The sequence below is a fragment of the Streptomyces sp. GL_140 genome, from assembly GCF_057834465.1.
In genome coordinates, this window is record NZ_CM174404.1 from 6,278,075 (window position 1) to 6,295,849 (window position 17,775).

Consider the following 17,775-nt stretch of genomic DNA (forward strand, 5'->3'; position numbering starts at 1 on the left):
GCCCTCAAGTCCCGGGCGCGAAGGGGGTCTCCTCCGCAGAGAGGTGATCCTACTTGCCGACAGTCGACGGCACTCCCGGTAGGGTGGCGCGCGCAGCATGCGCATCCGCGAATCGACTGCGCACCAGCGACATCAGCAGACACCGACCGACACCACGCACACAGCAACCGGGGGACATCCAGGTGAACACCGCCGAGGCGACCGGCTTCCGCAGGGTCACCGTCGTGGCCCCCGACAGCCGCATCGACGTAGCCCTCCCCGAGGACATCGCCGTCGCCGACATCTACCCCGAGCTGCTGCGCCTCACCGGCCAGACCCAGCCCGTCGGCGCCCCCACCGGCTTCCACCTGGTCCTGCGCTCCGGCACCGTCCTCGACGGCGCCCGCACCCTCGCGGCCCAGCAGGTCCTCGACGGCGAGGTGCTCAGCCTGCGCCCCTTCGCCGAGTCCCTGCCGCCCGCCGTCTTCGACGACGTCTCCGACGCCGTCGCCTCCGCCGTGGTCCGCGACCGCCACCGCTGGAGCGACGACATGCTGCGCGGCGCGGGCCTGGCCGGCGCCGCCCTGCTCTTCGTGCTCCTCGGCTTCGTCCTCTGGTACGCCGACCCGGCCCTGCACGACATGCACGGACTGCCCGGCATCATCGCCGGCTCCGTCGGCGTGCTCCTGACCGCCGCCGCCGGAGTCCGCGCCCGGGTCTACCGGGACCGCGGCTCCGCCGTGGCCCTCGGCCTCGCGGCCGTGCCCCACCTGCTGCTCGCCGGGGTCGGCATCGTCGCCCCCGCCGCCGGCCAGGGACCCGGCCGGCTCCAGTTCCTCCTCGGCTGCGTGTGCGTGCTCGTCGCCTCCGTCGCCCTCGTCGCGCTCACCCCCGACGGCGACGCACCCTTCGTCGCCACCACCTTCCTCGCCGCCACCGGGACCCTGGCCACCTTCGCGGCCATCACCGCCGACGCCGGCGCGACCTCCGCCGCGGCCGTCTGCGCCCCCGTCGCCGTCGGCCTCGTCGCCTTCCTCCCGGGCCTCTCGGCCCGCTTCGCCCGGCTCCCGATCGGCTACGCGGCCCCGCAGAGCGCCGTGGCCGAGTACGAGACCCCGGACCGCTACGAGACCGAGCCGCACGGTGAGCGCACCGGCGCCGACCAGCACGACTCCGGGACCCCGCTCGACGCCGAGGCCATCGCGGCCCAGGCCCGCCGCGGCCACGAGATGCTCCTCGGTCTCGTCGGCGGCTGCGCCGCGGTCGCCGTGGGCTCCGCCGCCGTCCTCGGCTTCTCCGACAACACCTGGGCCCGGCTCCTGGCCCTGACCACCGGGCTCGCCATGCTGCTGCGCGCCCGTCTCTTCCGCTACACCTCCCAGGTCGCCTGCACCCTCGTGGCCGGCATGGCCGCCCTGGGCCTGCTCGTCCTGGGCCTGGCGATGCACCCGCCGCTGGCCCTGCTCAAGGACCTCTCGGACTACGGGGACCGCAGCGGCCTCGACCTCCGTACGATCTGGCTCTCCGCGGCCGTGACCGCCGGCGCGGCCCTCCTCGCGGGAATTGCGCTGGTCATTCCCCGCAAGGGTCTGTCACCCTTCTGGGGGCGGCTGCTCGACCTCACCGAGGCGGCGGTCCTGCTCAGCCTCGTCCCGCTGACCCTGGCCGTGCTCGACGTCTACGCCCGGGTCCGCTCTCTCACCAGCTGAGACGGGGCGGAGCGGCAGCCTGGTACGCTGTGTGACGGCCGTTTGTGTACGCGCCCCCGGATTCTTCTGGAGGCTGCGCTCAGCGGACCCCGCCTCCCGAGTTACGGAAGATCCCCAGAGAATTCGACCTGGGGCACTCGGTGGCAACGAAGACCTATTACGAGGAGTACGCGTGCCGCTCGACGCCGCAGTAAAGAAGCAGCTCATCGCAGAGTTTGGTGCCAAGGAGGGCGACACCGGCTCCCCCGAGGTCCAGGTCGCCATGCTGTCCCGCCGCATCTCGGACCTGACCGAGCACCTGAAGTCCCACAAGCACGACCACCACTCCCGTCGTGGTCTGCTGATCCTGGTCGGCCAGCGTCGCCGCCTGCTGCAGTACCTGGCCAAGAAGGACATCCAGCGCTTCCGCGTCCTGGTCGAGCGCCTCGGCATCCGCCGCGGTGCGGCCGGCGCCAAGTAAAAACGCTGTGGAGGGAGCGGCACCCGCGCTGAGGGGGCCGCTCCCTTTGCTGTACGTGCGCGCCGCGGACGGACCCTTTGTAGTCTGGAAGCCGTGACGTCCACGGACGCGCACAACTGAAGAGGAGGAGCGCCCTCCCTACGCCGCCGGTCCTCGGTAGTGGCATCCGGAAAGCCCCAGGGGCTTGAGCCCGGATGCTTCGATCGAAGACCGGCCCGCACGCAAGGAGCGCTTCTCCGCAACCGTCGGCCACCACACGGGTGGCGGACGGAGACGACGAAAATGGAGAAAACGCTAGTGGAGAACGAGACCCACTACGCCGAGGCCGTCATTGACAACGGTTCCTTCGGCACCCGCACCATCCGCTTCGAGACGGGCCGTCTGGCCCGCCAGGCCGCCGGCTCCGCCGTTGCCTACCTGGACGACGACACGATGGTGCTTTCCGCCACCACCGCGTCGAAGAAGCCCAAGGACCAGCTCGACTTCTTCCCCCTGACGGTCGACGTCGAGGAGCGGCAGTACGCGGCCGGCAAGATCCCCGGCTCCTTCTTCCGCCGCGAGGGTCGCCCCTCCGAGGACGCGATCCTCACCTGTCGCCTGATCGACCGCCCGCTGCGCCCGTCCTTCAAGAAGGGCCTGCGCAACGAGATCCAGGTCGTCGCCACGATCATGGCGCTCAACCCGGACCACCTGTACGACGTCATCGCGATCAACGCCGCGTCCGCGTCCACCCAGCTGGCCGGTCTGCCCTTCTCCGGCCCGATCGGCGGCGTCCGCGTCGCGCTGATCCGCGGCCAGTGGGTTGCCTTCCCGACGCACACCGAGCTCGAGGACGCCGTCTTCGACATGGTCGTCGCGGGCCGTGCGCTCGAAGACGGCGACGTCGCGATCATGATGGTCGAGGCCGAGGCCACCGAGAAGACCATCGCCCTCGTCAAGGGCGGCGCCGAGGCGCCGACCGAAGAGGTCGTGGCCGCCGGCCTCGAGGCCGCGAAGCCGTTCATCAAGGCCCTGTGCAAGGCCCAGGCCGACCTGGCCGCGAAGGCCGCCAAGCCCGAGGGCGAGTTCCCGGTCTTCCTGGACTACCAGGACGACGTGTACGAGGCCCTCGCGGCCGCCGTCAAGGGCGAGCTCTCCCAGGCGCTGACCATCGCGGGCAAGCAGGACCGCGAGGCCGAGCTGGACCGCGTCAAGGAGATCGCCGCCGAGAAGCTCCTCCCGGCCTTCGAAGGCCGCGAGAAGGAGATCTCCGCCGCGTACCGCAGCCTGACCAAGGCCCTGGTCCGCGAGCGCGTCATCAAGGACAAGGTCCGCATCGACGGCCGCGGGATCACGGACATCCGTACCCTCGCCGCCGAGGTCGAGGCCATCCCGCGCGTGCACGGCTCGGCGCTGTTCGAGCGTGGCGAGACCCAGATCCTGGGCGTCACCACCCTGAACATGCTCCGCATGGAGCAGCAGCTGGACACCCTCTCCCCGGTGACCCGCAAGCGCTACATGCACAACTACAACTTCCCGCCGTACTCGGTCGGCGAGACCGGCCGCGTCGGTTCGCCGAAGCGCCGCGAGATCGGCCACGGCGCGCTCGCCGAGCGCGCGATCGTGCCGGTCCTGCCGACGCGCGAGGAGTTCCCCTACGCGATCCGTCAGGTCTCCGAGGCCCTCGGTTCCAACGGTTCGACCTCCATGGGCTCGGTCTGCGCCTCCACCATGTCGCTGCTGAACGCCGGTGTGCCCCTCAAGGCCCCCGTCGCCGGTATCGCCATGGGCCTGATCTCCCAGGAGATCGACGGCAAGACCCACTACGTCGCCCTCACCGACATCCTCGGTGCGGAGGACGCCTTCGGCGACATGGACTTCAAGGTCGCCGGCACCAAGGAGTTCGTCACCGCGCTCCAGCTGGACACCAAGCTCGACGGCATCCCGGCCTCGGTTCTGGCCGCCGCCCTCAAGCAGGCCCGCGACGCCCGCCTCCACATCCTCGACGTGATGATGGAAGCGATCGACACGCCGGACGAGATGTCCCCCTTCGCCCCCCGGATCATCACCGTCAAGATCCCGGTGGACAAGATCGGTGAGGTCATCGGCCCCAAGGGCAAGATGATCAACCAGATCCAGGAGGACACCGGCGCCGAGATCACGATCGAGGACGACGGCACCATCTACATCGGTGCCTCCGACGGCCCGGCCGCCGAGGCCGCCCGCGCCACGATCAACCAGATCGCCAACCCGACCATGCCGGAGGTCGGCGAGCGTTACCTGGGTACGGTCGTCAAGACCACCACCTTCGGTGCCTTCGTCTCCCTCATGCCCGGCAAGGACGGCCTGCTGCACATCTCGCAGATCCGCAAGCTCGCCGGTGGCAAGCGCGTGGAGAACGTCGAGGACGTGCTCGCGGTCGGCACCAAGGTGCAGGTCGAGATCGCCGAGATCGACTCCCGCGGCAAGCTCTCCCTGGTCCCCGTGATCGACGGCGAAGCCGCCGGCGACGACGCCGACAAGGACGACTCCGACAAGTGACGTCGCGTAGTTCCCGTGTGACGGCCCGCCCCTCTTCGGAGGGGCGGGCCGTCGCCCGTACCCAAACCGTGCTCAAGGGCACCAACGGCATCGGCACCGTCCGGCGCACCGTCCTCCCCGGCGGACTGCGCGTCGTCACGGAGACCCTGCCGTCCGTCCGGTCCGCCACCTTCGGCATCTGGGCCCACGTCGGCTCCCGGGACGAGACGCCCACGCTGAACGGCGCCACGCACTACCTGGAGCACCTCCTCTTCAAGGGCACCGACAAGCGCAGTGCCCTCGACATCTCCTCCGCGATCGACGCGGTCGGCGGGGAGATGAACGCCTTCACGGCGAAGGAGTACACCTGCTATTACGCGCGGGTGCTCGACACCGACCTGCCGCTGGCCATCGACGTCGTGTGCGACATGCTCACCGGCTCGCTGATCCTCGAATCCGACGTCGACGCCGAGCGCGGCGTCATCCTCGAAGAGATCGCGATGACCGAGGACGACCCGGGCGACATGGTCCACGACCTGTTCGCCCAGACCATGTACGGGGACACCCCGCTCGGGCGCCCCGTCCTGGGCAGCGTCGACACGATCAACGCGCTCACGGCCGACCGGATCCGCCGCTTCTACAAGAAGCACTACGACCCGACCCACCTGGTCGTGGCCGCCGCGGGCAACGTCGACCACAACAAGGTCGTACGACAGGTCCGCGCGGCCTTCGAGAAGGCCGGATCCCTGACCCGGACCGACGCGGAGCCGATCGGCCCGCGCACCGGCACCAAGCGGATCCGCACCTCCGGCCGTGTCGAGCTGGTCAACCGCAAGACCGAGCAGGCCCACGTGGTCCTCGGCATGCCGGGCCTGGCCCGCACCGACGAGCGCCGCTGGGCGCTGGGCGTGCTGAACACCGCGCTCGGCGGAGGCATGTCCTCCCGCCTCTTCCAGGAGGTCCGCGAGAAGCGCGGCCTGGCCTACAGCGTGTACTCGTACACCTCGGGCTTCGCCGACACCGGTCTCTTCGGCGTCTACGCGGGCTGCCGCCCCAGCCAGGTCCACGACGTACTGCGGATCTGCCGGGACGAGCTCGACAAGGTCGCCGCCGACGGGCTCACCGACGAGGAGATCCGGCGGGCCGTCGGCCAGCTGTCCGGCTCCACCGTCCTCGGCCTGGAGGACACCGGGGCGATCATGAACCGCATCGGCAAGAGCGAGCTGTGCTGGGGCGACCAGATGTCGGTCGACGACATGCTGGCCCGGATCGCGGCGGTCACCCCGGACGACGTGCGGTCGGTCGCCCGGGACGTACTGGCCCAGCGGCCTTCGCTCGCGGTGATCGGCCCGCTGAAGGAGAAGCAGGCGGCCCGTCTCGACGAGGCCGTCGCCTAGTTCCACCGGCAGAGTTCCATCAGGACGCGAGTCCGCATTTCATCGAGGGACGAAGTAATCATGAGCAAGCTGCGCGTGGCAGTCCTCGGCGCCCAGGGGCGCATCGGTTCCGAGGCGGTCAAGGCCGTCGAGGCCGCCGAAGACATGGAGCTGGTGGCCGCCCTCGGCCGCGGGGACAAGCTGGAGACGCTGGCCGAGGCCGGCGCCCAGGTCGCCGTCGAGCTGACCACCCCCGCCTCGGTGATGGGGAACCTCGATTTCCTCATCCGCCACGGCATCCACGGAGTGGTCGGCACCACCGGCTGGACCGAGGACCGCCTCGCCCAGCTGAACACCTGGCTCGCCGGTTCGCCGCAGACCGGTGTGCTCATCGCACCGAACTTCTCGATCGGCGCCGTCCTCACCATGAAGTTCGCCGCCCAGGCCGCCCGGTACTTCGAGTCCGTCGAGGTCGTCGAGCTGCACCATCCGAACAAGGTCGACGCCCCCTCCGGCACGGCGACCCGTACGGCGCAGCTCATCGCGGCCGCCCGCGCCGAGGCCGGCCTCGGCGCGCAGCCCGACGCCACCGCCACCGCCCTCGACGGCGCGCGCGGCGCGGACGTCGACGGCGTCCCGGTGCACGCGATCCGGCTGCGGGGCCTGCTGGCCCACCAGGAGGTCCTCCTGGGCGGCGAGGGCGAGACCCTGACCATCCGTCACGACTCCCTGCACCACAGCAGCTTCATGCCGGGCATCCTGCTCGGCGCGCGCCGCGTGACGCAGACCCCGGGCCTCACCTTCGGCCTGGAAAACTTCCTCGAACTCGGCTGACGAGCGGACAGCGGAACCATGCGCGCGAAGATCGCCTACTTCATCACGGCCGCCGTCCTGGTCGTGTACTTCGTCCTGGCCGGCAGCCGGGGCCTGATGCTGATCCGGCACGGGACCTGGCTCACCGTCACCTTCGGGCTGGCGGTGCTGATCCTGCCGGTCATCGGCGTCTGGTTCCTCTGGCAGAACACCCGTTTCGTCACCAGGGCCAACCGGCTCGCGACCGAGCTGGAGGCCGAGGGCGGACTCCCCGTGGACGAGCTGGAACGGGACGCGTACGGCCGCATCAAGCGGGACTCGGCCGACGAGGTCTTCGCCCGCCGCAGGGCCGAGACGGAGGACGCGCCGGGGGACTGGCGCAACTGGTTCCGCCTCGCCGTGGCCTACCGCGACGCCCGCGACACCCCGCGGGCCCGCCAGGCCATGCAGCGGGCCATCTCCCTGCACGACGGACGGCAGCGCTCTTAGGCGACCGTGCCCGTACACGACCGTGCCCGTACAGGAATGACTCCTGTACGGGCACGGTCCTTGTACGGGCACTGCCGCGCGGGCAGGCGCCGCTCAGGCGGGTACGGCCGTCCGGTACTCCTCCGCCCAGGCCTCGACCGAGCCGGCGGCCCGGTCGAACGCCTCGGTGCGCGAGAGGAAATCGGCGCTGTGGTCGGTCAGCAGCACCGGCAGCGGCGCGCCACCGCGCGGGGTCGCCGTCAGGGCCTGGCCCTGTACGGTCCTCGGCAGTCCGAGCCACCGCACGGGCTGCTGCACCGTGCGGACTTCGCCGACCTGGCTCCAGGGCACCGAGCGGGTCGTGAAGAATCCGACCCGGCGCAGCCCCTTGCGGCTGACCCAGACCCCCGTGCGCAGCAGCCGCAGGGCGGTGCCGATCACGGCGAGCGAGGCGATCAGGCCGCCCAGGGTGCCGCCCCAGGTGCCCGCCGCGGCGATGATCACCGTGGCGAGCAGCATGAAGGATCCCAGCAGGAGCAGGATCGCGGCGATGGCCACCCGCCAGGGCCCCGGACGGTAGGGGCGGTGCCAGCGGTCGGGGTCCTCGTAGGGGAGCGTCTCCCCGTTGTCGTGCGCGTCGAATGCGCCGTCGGCCGTCAGGAAGGGCAGGGGCACGGCAGGACCTCACTCACATGCACGTTCGGTTGGGCTGTGCCCGTGAGGCTACCGCCCCTCGGAGGCCTCCGACTGCTGCGACTTCGCCGGTGCGGTCGGCTGGAGCGCGGGCAGCCCGAAGAGCAGCGAACCGACGAGCCCGGCCACCACGGTCAGTCCGACCAGACTACGAGCGGCGAGCTGGGTCCTGCTCAGACTCTCGCGCGGCGGGGGAGTGACGTTGCTGCGAAAACGGTCGGCCTCGGCGACGAAGGCAAACGGGACGGGTTCGCGCCGGCGAAACACGGGAGCGGTCTCCTCACGATCGGGGCCGTGGGGCCCTGGGGTGGTGTGGGTTGTGCGTTCTGCTACGTAGGACGCGCAAGAGCCCCGATCGGTGCCGGATTTCGGGACATTAACCAAATTTTATGGCACCGCGTCAGATCGGGCGTCGGCAGGGCCGGGCCGTCCGGCTCTGCGCGGAACGCCCCGCGGACCGCCGTAGAGTGGTCGCGGCCCCCAGTAAGACCCGTTCGGAAGGACCCCCGGTGAGCGAGACCGCCGCTTCAGACCTGAAACCCAGCTTCCGCAGTGATGTGACGGTGGAGCTGGTGAAGCACTCCGCCGCCGACTCCGACGTGCTGTGGGCGGCGCGCGTCTCCACGGCGGGCGAACAGTCGCTGGAGGAGCTGCAGAAGGACCCGGAGCGCTCCAAGGGCCTCATCAACTACCTGATGCGGGACCGCCACGGCAGCCCCTTCGAGCACAACTCGATGACCTTCTTCATCAGCGCCCCGATCTTCGTCTTCCGCGAGTTCATGCGGCACCGCGTGGGCTGGTCCTACAACGAGGAATCGGGTCGCTACAGGGAGCTGGAGCCGGTCTTCTACGTTCCGGACGCCGAGCGCAAGCTGGTCCAGGAGGGCCGTCCCGGCAAGTACGTCTTCGTCGAAGGCACCCAGGCGCAGCAGGAGCTGACGGGCCGGGTCATGGAGGACTCCTACGTCCAGGCCTACGAGGCCTACCAGGAGATGCTGGCGGCGGGCGTGGCCCGCGAGGTCGCCCGTGCGGTCCTGCCGGTCGGACTCTTCTCCTCGATGTACGCCACCTGCAACGCGCGCTCGCTCATGCACTTCCTCGGCCTGCGCACCCAGCACGAGCTGGCGGCGGTCCCGTCCTTCCCGCAGCGGGAGATCGAGATGGTCGGCGAGAAGATGGAGCAGCACTGGGCGGCCCTCATGCCGCTCACGTACGCGGCCTTCAACGGCAACGGCCGCGTCGCCCCGTAGGGCCGAATCGGGCTTTACCGTACATATGTGCGAAGCAAGTCCGAAGTGTCCGTATTGCGGCGTTTGGTAAAGTTCATCTAGGCTGATCAAACGGACCCGGCACTGCTTGAACCCCCGAGCAGGCAGTGCCGGGCTCCAACACCGTCATCACGTCCCCCGAGGGGACACCGCGAGCATGGCAGCGAGTAGCGTGTTACCCATGGCTCCGATCTCGACTCCGCAGACCCCCTTCGGGCGGGTCCTCACCGCCATGATCACGCCGTTTACGGCGGATGGCGCACTTGACCTCGACGGCGCGCAGCGTCTCGCCGTCCACTTGGTGGACGCAGGCAACGACGGCCTGATCATCAACGGCACCACCGGTGAGTCTCCGACCACCACCGACGCGGAGAAAAACGACCTCGTACGAGCCGTACTCGAAGCGGTCGGTGACCGGGCCCACGTGGTCGCCGGCATCGGCACGAACGACACCCGCCACACGCTCGAGCTCGCCCGCCAGGCCGAGCGCACCGGCGCACACGGCCTGCTCGCGGTCACCCCGTACTACAGCAAGCCGCCGCAGGAAGGCCTCTTCCGGCACTTCACCGCGATCGCCGATGCCACCGAGCTGCCGGTCATGCTCTACGACATCCCCGGCCGCAGCGGTGTTCCGATCAACACCGAGACTCTGGTCCGGCTGGCCGAGCATCCCCGTATCGTGGCCAACAAGGACGCCAAGGGCGACCTCGGCCGCGCCAGCTGGGCCATCGCCCAGAGCGGCCTGGCCTGGTACTCGGGCGACGACATGCTGAACCTGCCGCTCCTGTCGGTCGGCGCGGTCGGCTTCGTCTCCGTGGTCGGCCACGTGGTCAGCCCCGAGCTCCGCACGATGCTCGAGGCGTACCTGGGCGGCGACGTTCAGAAGGCCACCGAGATCCACCAGAAGCTGCTCCCCGTTTTCACCGGCATGTTCCGCACCCAGGGTGTGATCACCACCAAGGGCGCGCTGAACCTGCAGGGTCTGCCCGCGGGCCCGCTGAGGCTCCCGCTGGTCGAGCTGACCGCCGAAGAGACGGCACAGCTCAAGATCGATCTTGCTGCCGGCGGGGTACAGCTCTGACATCAGACTTCACAACTGAACAAGCGGCACCACACAAGACAACAGCAAGTGCACGAATGACACGCTCGCCACGTGCCTCGAGGGGTACGTGGCGGGCGTGGTGAAGGAGAACCTTTTGAGCCATCCGCATCCTGAACTCGGTCCGCCGCCGAAGCTCCCCAAGGGCGGCCTCCGGGTCACCCCTCTGGGTGGCCTCGGTGAGATCGGCCGCAACATGACCGTCTTCGAGTTCGACGGCCGTCTGCTGATCGTCGACTGCGGCGTCCTCTTCCCCGAAGAGGAGCAGCCGGGCATCGACCTGATCCTGCCGGACTTCTCGTCCATCCGGGATCGCCTCGACGACATCGAGGGCATCGTCCTCACGCACGGCCACGAGGACCACATCGGCGCAGTCCCCTACCTCCTCCGGGAGAAGCCGGACATCCCGCTGATCGGCTCCAAGCTGACGCTGGCCCTCATCGAGGCGAAGCTCCAGGAGCACCGCATCCGCCCCTACACCCTCGAGGTGAAGGAAGGCGAGCGCGAGAACCTGGGCCCCTTCGACTGCGAGTTCGTCGCGGTCAACCACTCCATCCCGGACGCGCTGGCCGTGGCCATCCGCACCGGTGCGGGCATGGTCGTCTGCACCGGCGACTTCAAGATGGACCAGCTGCCGCTGGACAACCGCCTCACCGACCTCCACGCCTTCGCGCGTCTGAGCGAAGAGGGCATCGACCTCCTCCTCTCGGACTCCACGAACGCCGAGGTCCCGGGCTTCGTACCGCCCGAGCGCGAGATCTCCAACGTCCTGCGCACGGTTTTCGCGAACGCCAACAACCGGATCATCGTGGCGAGCTTCGCCAGCCACGTGCACCGGATCCAGCAGATCCTCGACGCCGCCCACGAGTACGGCCGCAGGGTCGCCTTCGTCGGCCGCTCGATGGTCCGCAACATGGGCATCGCCCGTGACCTGGGTTACCTGAAGGTCCCGGCCGGTCTCGTCGTGGACGTCAAGACCCTCGACGACCTGCCGCCCCACGAGGTCGTCCTGGTCTGTACGGGTTCGCAGGGCGAGCCGATGGCGGCCCTGTCCCGCATGGCGAACCGCGACCACCAGATCCGGATCGTCCCCGGCGACACGGTCATCCTGGCGTCGTCCCTCATCCCGGGCAACGAGAACGCGGTCTACCGCGTGATCAACGGCCTGACCCGCTGGGGCGCCAACGTCGTGCACAAGGGCAACGCCAAGGTGCACGTCTCCGGTCACGCCTCCGCCGGCGAGCTGCTGTACTTCTACAACATCTGCAAGCCGCGGAACCTCATGCCGGTCCACGGCGAATGGCGCCACCTGCGCGCCAACGCCGAGCTCGGTGCCCTGACGGGCGTACCGAAGGACCGCATCGTCATCGCCGAGGACGGCGTGGTCGTCGACCTCATCGACGGCAAGGCGCGGATCTCCGGCAAGGTCCAGGCCGGCTACGTCTACGTGGACGGCCTCTCGGTCGGCGACGTCACCGAAGCCTCGCTCAAGGACCGCAGGATCCTCGGCGACGAGGGCATCATCTCGGTCTACGTCGTGGTGGACAGCACCACCGGCAAGGTCGTCAGCGGCCCGAACATCCAGGCCCGCGGCTCCGGCATCGAGGACTCCGCCTTCAACGCGGTCCTGCCGAAGATCGAGGAAGCCATCGCCCGCGCCGCGGCCGATGGCGTCGCAGAGCCGCACCAGATCCAGCAGCTCATCCGTCGCACGATGGGCAAGTGGGTCTCGGACGGCTACCGCCGCCGCCCGATGATCCTCCCGGTCGTCGTCGAGGTCTGACCCTCGCCGTAGCGACCTCACTGGAGCGGGGCAACCGGATTTGCGTCCGGGGGCCCCGCTCCAGTACGTTTACGTCTCCACCCCGCACGACACCCCGGCACACACGTGTGTCCGGCCGCGTCGGCGCGGGCGGGTGGGAATCCAGACCTGGGAAACCTGATAAAGTCTGGCTCGCCCGAAAGGGAATGGCTCTCCAATGGCCGTCCAATCCAAATCCAATCCCGACAGGGTGCGGAAATGATCTGGTAGAGTTGGAATCGCCGGAAAGGGAAACGCGAAAGCGAAGAACTGGAAAGCAAATCCCGCTGACTGGGAAATCGGACACGAAAGAGTCTGATAGAGTCGGAAACGCAAGAACAACGAAGGAAGCGCCCGGAGGAAAGCCCGAGAGGGTGAGTACAAAGGAAGCGTCCGTTCCTTGAGAACTCAACAGCGTGCCAAAAATCAACGCCATAAAGTTGATACCCCGTCCATTTCGGTGGATGAGGTTCCTTTGAAAAAGACCTGTGAGGTCGCGGTTCTGCCGTGATGCTTGCAGGCAATTACACAGCGAGGACGCAGTGGACGGTCGGTCTTATTCCGACATGACTGTCCCGCTCTAAGTGCGTGTGCACCCGATTACGGGTAAACATTCATGGAGAGTTTGATCCTGGCTCAGGACGAACGCTGGCGGCGTGCTTAACACATGCAAGTCGAACGATGAAGCCCTTCGGGGTGGATTAGTGGCGAACGGGTGAGTAACACGTGGGCAATCTGCCCTTCACTCTGGGACAAGCCCTGGAAACGGGGTCTAATACCGGATAACACTCCTGCCTGCATGGGCGGGGGTTAAAAGCTCCGGCGGTGAAGGATGAGCCCGCGGCCTATCAGCTTGTTGGTGGGGTAATGGCCCACCAAGGCGACGACGGGTAGCCGGCCTGAGAGGGCGACCGGCCACACTGGGACTGAGACACGGCCCAGACTCCTACGGGAGGCAGCAGTGGGGAATATTGCACAATGGGCGAAAGCCTGATGCAGCGACGCCGCGTGAGGGATGACGGCCTTCGGGTTGTAAACCTCTTTCAGCAGGGAAGAAGCGAAAGTGACGGTACCTGCAGAAGAAGCGCCGGCTAACTACGTGCCAGCAGCCGCGGTAATACGTAGGGCGCAAGCGTTGTCCGGAATTATTGGGCGTAAAGAGCTCGTAGGCGGCTTGTCACGTCGGATGTGAAAGCCCGAGGCTTAACCTCGGGTCTGCATTCGATACGGGCTAGCTAGAGTGTGGTAGGGGAGATCGGAATTCCTGGTGTAGCGGTGAAATGCGCAGATATCAGGAGGAACACCGGTGGCGAAGGCGGATCTCTGGGCCATTACTGACGCTGAGGAGCGAAAGCGTGGGGAGCGAACAGGATTAGATACCCTGGTAGTCCACGCCGTAAACGTTGGGAACTAGGTGTTGGCGACATTCCACGTCGTCGGTGCCGCAGCTAACGCATTAAGTTCCCCGCCTGGGGAGTACGGCCGCAAGGCTAAAACTCAAAGGAATTGACGGGGGCCCGCACAAGCAGCGGAGCATGTGGCTTAATTCGACGCAACGCGAAGAACCTTACCAAGGCTTGACATATACCGGAAAGCATTAGAGATAGTGCCCCCCTTGTGGTCGGTATACAGGTGGTGCATGGCTGTCGTCAGCTCGTGTCGTGAGATGTTGGGTTAAGTCCCGCAACGAGCGCAACCCTTGTCCTGTGTTGCCAGCATGCCCTTCGGGGTGATGGGGACTCACAGGAGACCGCCGGGGTCAACTCGGAGGAAGGTGGGGACGACGTCAAGTCATCATGCCCCTTATGTCTTGGGCTGCACACGTGCTACAATGGCCGGTACAATGAGCTGCGATACCGTGAGGTGGAGCGAATCTCAAAAAGCCGGTCTCAGTTCGGATTGGGGTCTGCAACTCGACCCCATGAAGTCGGAGTTGCTAGTAATCGCAGATCAGCATTGCTGCGGTGAATACGTTCCCGGGCCTTGTACACACCGCCCGTCACGTCACGAAAGTCGGTAACACCCGAAGCCGGTGGCCCAACCCGTAAGGGAGGGAGCTGTCGAAGGTGGGACTGGCGATTGGGACGAAGTCGTAACAAGGTAGCCGTACCGGAAGGTGCGGCTGGATCACCTCCTTTCTAAGGAGCACAGTACCGATTGCAGACAAACGTTCTGCACGGTCAGCTCAGGGTGGAACGTTGATTAGTTGGCACGGTTTCCAAAACCTTCTGTGAGTACTGCTTCGGCGTGGAAAACAGTTTGAGTGGCGGGGATCGTGCTTGGCACGTTGTTGGGTATCTGAGGGTACGGCCGTAAGGTCTTATCTTCTGCGATGCCGGCCCCAGTGAACTTCACTTCTAGTAGGTGAGGGTGATGGGTGGCTGGTCGTTGCTTGAGAACTACACAGTGGACGCGAGCATCTGTGGCCAAGTTTTTAAGGGCGCACGGTGGATGCCTTGGCACCAGGAACCGATGAAGGACGTGAGAGGCCGCGATAGGCCCCGGGGAGCTGCCAACTGAGCTTTGATCCGGGGGTGTCCGAATGGGGAAACCCGGCAGTCGTCATGGGCTGTCACCCACTGCTGAACACATAGGCAGTGTGGAGGGAACGCGGGGAAGTGAAACATCTCAGTACCCGCAGGAAGAGAAAACAACCGTGATTCCGGGAGTAGTGGCGAGCGAAACCGGATCAGGCCAAACCGTATGCGTGTGATACCCGGCAGGGGTTGCGCATGCGGGGTTGTGGGAATTCTTTTGATCGGTCTGCCGGCCGGTCGGCGAGTCAGAAACCGTTGATGTAGTCGAAGGACATGCGAAAGGTCCGGCGTAGAGGGTAAGACCCCCGTAGACGAAACATCAGCGGCTTGCTTAAGAATCTCCCAAGTAGCACGGGGCCCGAGAAATCCCGTGTGAATCTGGCGGGACCACCCGCTAAGCCTAAATATTCCCTGGTGACCGATAGCGGATAGTACCGTGAGGGAATGGTGAAAAGTACCGCGGGAGCGGAGTGAAATAGTACCTGAAACCGTGTGCCTACAAGCCGTGGGAGCGTCGCCGTTATTCTTCGGAATAACGGTCGTGACTGCGTGCCTTTTGAAGAATGAGCCTGCGAGTTAGCGGTGTGTAGCGAGGTTAACCCGTGTGGGGAAGCCGTAGCGAAAGCGAGTCCGAATAGGGCGATTGAGTTGCACGCTCTAGACCCGAAGCGGAGTGATCTAGCCATGGGCAGGTTGAAGCGGAGGTAAGACTTCGTGGAGGACCGAACCCACCAGGGTTGAAAACCTGGGGGATGACCTGTGGTTAGGGGTGAAAGGCCAATCAAACTCCGTGATAGCTGGTTCTCCCCGAAATGCATTTAGGTGCAGCGTCACGTGTTTCTTGCCGGAGGTAGAGCACTGGATAGGCGATGGGCCCTACCGGGTTACTGACCTTAGCCAAACTCCGAATGCCGGTAAGTGAGAGCGTGGCAGTGAGACTGTGGGGGATAAGCTCCATGGTCGAGAGGGAAACAGCCCAGAGCATCGACTAAGGCCCCTAAGCGTACGCTAAGTGGGAAAGGATGTGGAGTCGCAGAGACAACCAGGAGGTTGGCTTAGAAGCAGCCACCCTTGAAAGAGTGCGTAATAGCTCACTGGTCAAGTGATTCCGCGCCGACAATGTAGCGGGGCTCAAGCGTACCGCCGAAGTCGTGTCATTGCAGCAATAGGGCCAACGCCCGCTGTGATGGGTAGGGGAGCGTCGTGTGCCGGGTGAAGCAGCAGCGGAAGCTAGTTGTGGACGGTTCACGAGTGAGAATGCAGGCATGAGTAGCGATACACACGTGAGAAACGTGTGCGCCGATTGACTAAGGGTTCCTGGGTCAAGCTGATCTGCCCAGGGTAAGTCGGGACCTAAGGCGAGGCCGACAGGCGTAGTCGATGGACAACCGGTTGATATTCCGGTACCCGCTTTGAAACGCCCAATATCGAATCAGGCGATGCTAAGTCCGTGAAGCCGTTCCGGACCCTTCGGGGAAAGGAAAGTGGTGGAGCCGACGAACCAGACTTGTAGTAGGTAAGCGATGGGGTGACGCAGGAAGGTAGTCCAGCCCGGGCGGTGGTAGTCCCGGGGTAAGGGTGTAGGCCGAGGGGTAGGCAAATCCGTCCCTCATATAAGGCTGAGACCTGATGCCGAGCCGATTGTGGTGAAGTGGATGATCCTATGCTGTCGAGAAAAGCCTCTAGCGAGTTTCATGGCGGCCCGTACCCTAAACCGACTCAGGTGGTCAGGTAGAGAATACCGAGGCGTTCGGGTGAACTATGGTTAAGGAACTCGGCAAAATGCCCCCGTAACTTCGGGAGAAGGGGGGCCATCACTGGTGAAGGAACTTGCTTCCTGAGCTGGGGGTGGCCGCAGAGACCAGCGAGAAGCGACTGTTTACTAAAAACACAGGTCCGTGCGAAGCCGTAAGGCGATGTATACGGACTGACGCCTGCCCGGTGCTGGAACGTTAAGGGGACCGGTTAGTCACATTTCGGTGTGGCGAAGCTGAGAACTTAAGCGCCAGTAAACGGCGGTGGTAACTATAACCATCCTAAGGTAGCGAAATTCCTTGTCGGGTAAGTTCCGACCTGCACGAATGGCGTAACGACTTCTCGACTGTCTCAACCATAGGCCCGGTGAAATTGCACTACGAGTAAAGATGCTCGTTTCGCGCAGCAGGACGGAAAGACCCCGGGACCTTTACTATAGTTTGATATTGGTGTTCGGTTCGGCTTGTGTAGGATAGGTGGGAGACTTTGAAGCTGTGACGCCAGTCATGGTGGAGTCGCCGTTGAAATACCACTCTGGTCGTGCTGGATGTCTAACCTCGGTCCGTGATCCGGATCAGGGACAGTGTCTGATGGGTAGTTTAACTGGGGCGGTTGCCTCCCAAAAAGTAACGGAGGCGCCCAAAGGTTCCCTCAGCCTGGTTGGCAATCAGGTGTTGAGTGTAAGTGCACAAGGGAGCTTGACTGTGAGACCGACGGGTCGAGCAGGGACGAAAGTCGGGACTAGTGATCCGGCGGTGGCTTGTGGAAGCGCCGTCGCTCAACGGATAAAAGGTACCCCGGGGATAACAGGCTGATCTTCCCCAAGAGTCCATATCGACGGGATGGTTTGGCACCTCGATGTCGGCTCGTCGCATCCTGGGGCTGGAGTCGGTCCCAAGGGTTGGGCTGTTCGCCCATTAAAGCGGTACGCGAGCTGGGTTTAGAACGTCGTGAGACAGTTCGGTCCCTATCCGCTGTGCGCGTAGGAATATTGAGAAGGGCTGTCCCTAGTACGAGAGGACCGGGACGGACGAACCTCTGGTGTGCCAGTTGTCCTGCCAAGGGCATGGCTGGTTGGCTACGTTCGGGAGGGATAACCGCTGAAAGCATCTAAGCGGGAAGCCTGCTTCAAGATGAGTATTCCCACCTCCTTGAGAGGGTAAGGCTCCCAGTAGACGACTGGGTTGATAGGCCAGATGTGGAAGCCCGGTAACGGGTGGAGCTGACTGGTACTAATAGGCCGAGGGCTTGTCCTCAGTTGCTCGCGTCCACTGTGTTAGTTCTGAAGTAACGAACTGTGTTCATATCCGGTTGGTTA

Annotated in this window: 11 protein-coding genes and 2 rRNA genes; 11 read left to right on the forward strand and 2 right to left on the reverse strand. The window is 65.6% G+C overall.

Annotation, left to right across the window (positions count from 1 at the left end; translation table 11 throughout):
- Positions 1 to 182: 182 nt before the first annotated feature.
- The 6 genes from eccD to AC3IYJ_RS29645 all read left to right on the forward strand — a co-directional run bounded on the left by eccD (position 183) and on the right by AC3IYJ_RS29645 (position 7,325).
- Positions 183 to 1,688 (forward strand): type VII secretion integral membrane protein EccD, encoded by a 1,506-nt coding sequence (gene eccD / locus AC3IYJ_RS29620; RefSeq protein WP_489397588.1) that lies wholly within the window; start codon positions 183 to 185, stop codon positions 1,686 to 1,688.
- 172 nt (positions 1,689 to 1,860) lie between these two features.
- Positions 1,861 to 2,148, forward strand: coding sequence for a 30S ribosomal protein S15 (gene rpsO / locus AC3IYJ_RS29625; protein ID WP_384652798.1), 288 nt, complete (start codon positions 1,861 to 1,863; stop codon positions 2,146 to 2,148).
- 297 nt (positions 2,149 to 2,445) lie between these two features.
- Positions 2,446 to 4,668: a polyribonucleotide nucleotidyltransferase gene (locus AC3IYJ_RS29630; RefSeq protein WP_384652822.1), complete on the forward strand. Its 2,223-nt coding sequence runs from the start codon at positions 2,446 to 2,448 to the stop codon at positions 4,666 to 4,668.
- Entirely contained in the window at positions 4,665 to 6,044 is a 1,380-nt protein-coding gene (locus AC3IYJ_RS29635; protein WP_489397589.1) for a M16 family metallopeptidase, read from the forward strand. The genes AC3IYJ_RS29630 and AC3IYJ_RS29635 overlap by 4 nt, the downstream gene beginning before the upstream one ends.
- A 60-nt stretch (positions 6,045 to 6,104) precedes the next feature.
- Positions 6,105 to 6,857 (forward strand): 4-hydroxy-tetrahydrodipicolinate reductase, encoded by a 753-nt coding sequence (gene dapB / locus AC3IYJ_RS29640; RefSeq protein ID WP_330298885.1) that lies wholly within the window; start codon positions 6,105 to 6,107, stop codon positions 6,855 to 6,857.
- Between the two features lie 18 nt (positions 6,858 to 6,875).
- Positions 6,876 to 7,325, forward strand: a complete 450-nt coding sequence (locus AC3IYJ_RS29645; RefSeq protein WP_489397590.1) for a hypothetical protein — start codon at positions 6,876 to 6,878, stop codon at positions 7,323 to 7,325.
- A gap of 93 nt (positions 7,326 to 7,418) precedes the next feature.
- Here AC3IYJ_RS29645 and AC3IYJ_RS29650 read toward each other — a convergent pair whose 3' ends face one another.
- The gene (locus AC3IYJ_RS29650; protein WP_489397591.1) at positions 7,419 to 7,979 is read right to left on the reverse strand and encodes a hypothetical protein; all 561 of its coding nucleotides are present in this window, start codon (positions 7,977 to 7,979) and stop codon (positions 7,419 to 7,421) included.
- A 48-nt stretch (positions 7,980 to 8,027) separates the two neighbouring features.
- A complete protein-coding gene (locus AC3IYJ_RS29655) occupies positions 8,028 to 8,264 on the reverse strand; it encodes a hypothetical protein (protein ID WP_489397592.1) in 237 nt (78 codons plus the stop codon).
- Positions 8,265 to 8,506: 242 nt separating this feature from the next.
- On the opposite strand from AC3IYJ_RS29655, the gene thyX reads away from it, so the two are divergent.
- From thyX to AC3IYJ_RS29680, 5 genes are all read left to right on the forward strand, one after another.
- The gene (thyX, locus tag AC3IYJ_RS29660; RefSeq protein ID WP_489397593.1) at positions 8,507 to 9,247 is read left to right on the forward strand and encodes an FAD-dependent thymidylate synthase; all 741 of its coding nucleotides are present in this window, start codon (positions 8,507 to 8,509) and stop codon (positions 9,245 to 9,247) included.
- Positions 9,248 to 9,446: 199 nt separating this feature from the next.
- Positions 9,447 to 10,346, forward strand: a complete 900-nt coding sequence (gene dapA / locus AC3IYJ_RS29665; RefSeq protein ID WP_371618185.1) for a 4-hydroxy-tetrahydrodipicolinate synthase — start codon at positions 9,447 to 9,449, stop codon at positions 10,344 to 10,346.
- 115 nt (positions 10,347 to 10,461) lie between these two features.
- A complete protein-coding gene (locus AC3IYJ_RS29670) occupies positions 10,462 to 12,147 on the forward strand; it encodes a ribonuclease J (protein ID WP_489397594.1) in 1,686 nt (561 codons plus the stop codon).
- A gap of 631 nt (positions 12,148 to 12,778) precedes the next feature.
- Positions 12,779 to 14,303, forward strand: a 16S ribosomal RNA gene (locus AC3IYJ_RS29675).
- A 286-nt stretch (positions 14,304 to 14,589) separates the two neighbouring features.
- A 23S ribosomal RNA gene (locus AC3IYJ_RS29680) occupies positions 14,590 to 17,713 on the forward strand.
- Together the 16S and 23S rRNA genes form the textbook arrangement of a ribosomal RNA operon.
- Positions 17,714 to 17,775 lie beyond the last annotated feature (62 nt).

What these genes read in the sequence shown, in the direction of transcription:
- dapB (WP_330298885.1), top strand. Translation starts at nt 6,105, where the DNA reads ATGAGCAAGCTGCGCGTGGCAGTCCTCGGCGCCCAGGGGCGCATCGGT.
- AC3IYJ_RS29645 (WP_489397590.1), top strand. Translation starts at nt 6,876, where the DNA reads ATGCGCGCGAAGATCGCCTACTTCATCACGGCCGCCGTCCTGGTCGTG.
- dapA (WP_371618185.1), top strand. Translation starts at nt 9,447, where the DNA reads ATGGCTCCGATCTCGACTCCGCAGACCCCCTTCGGGCGGGTCCTCACC.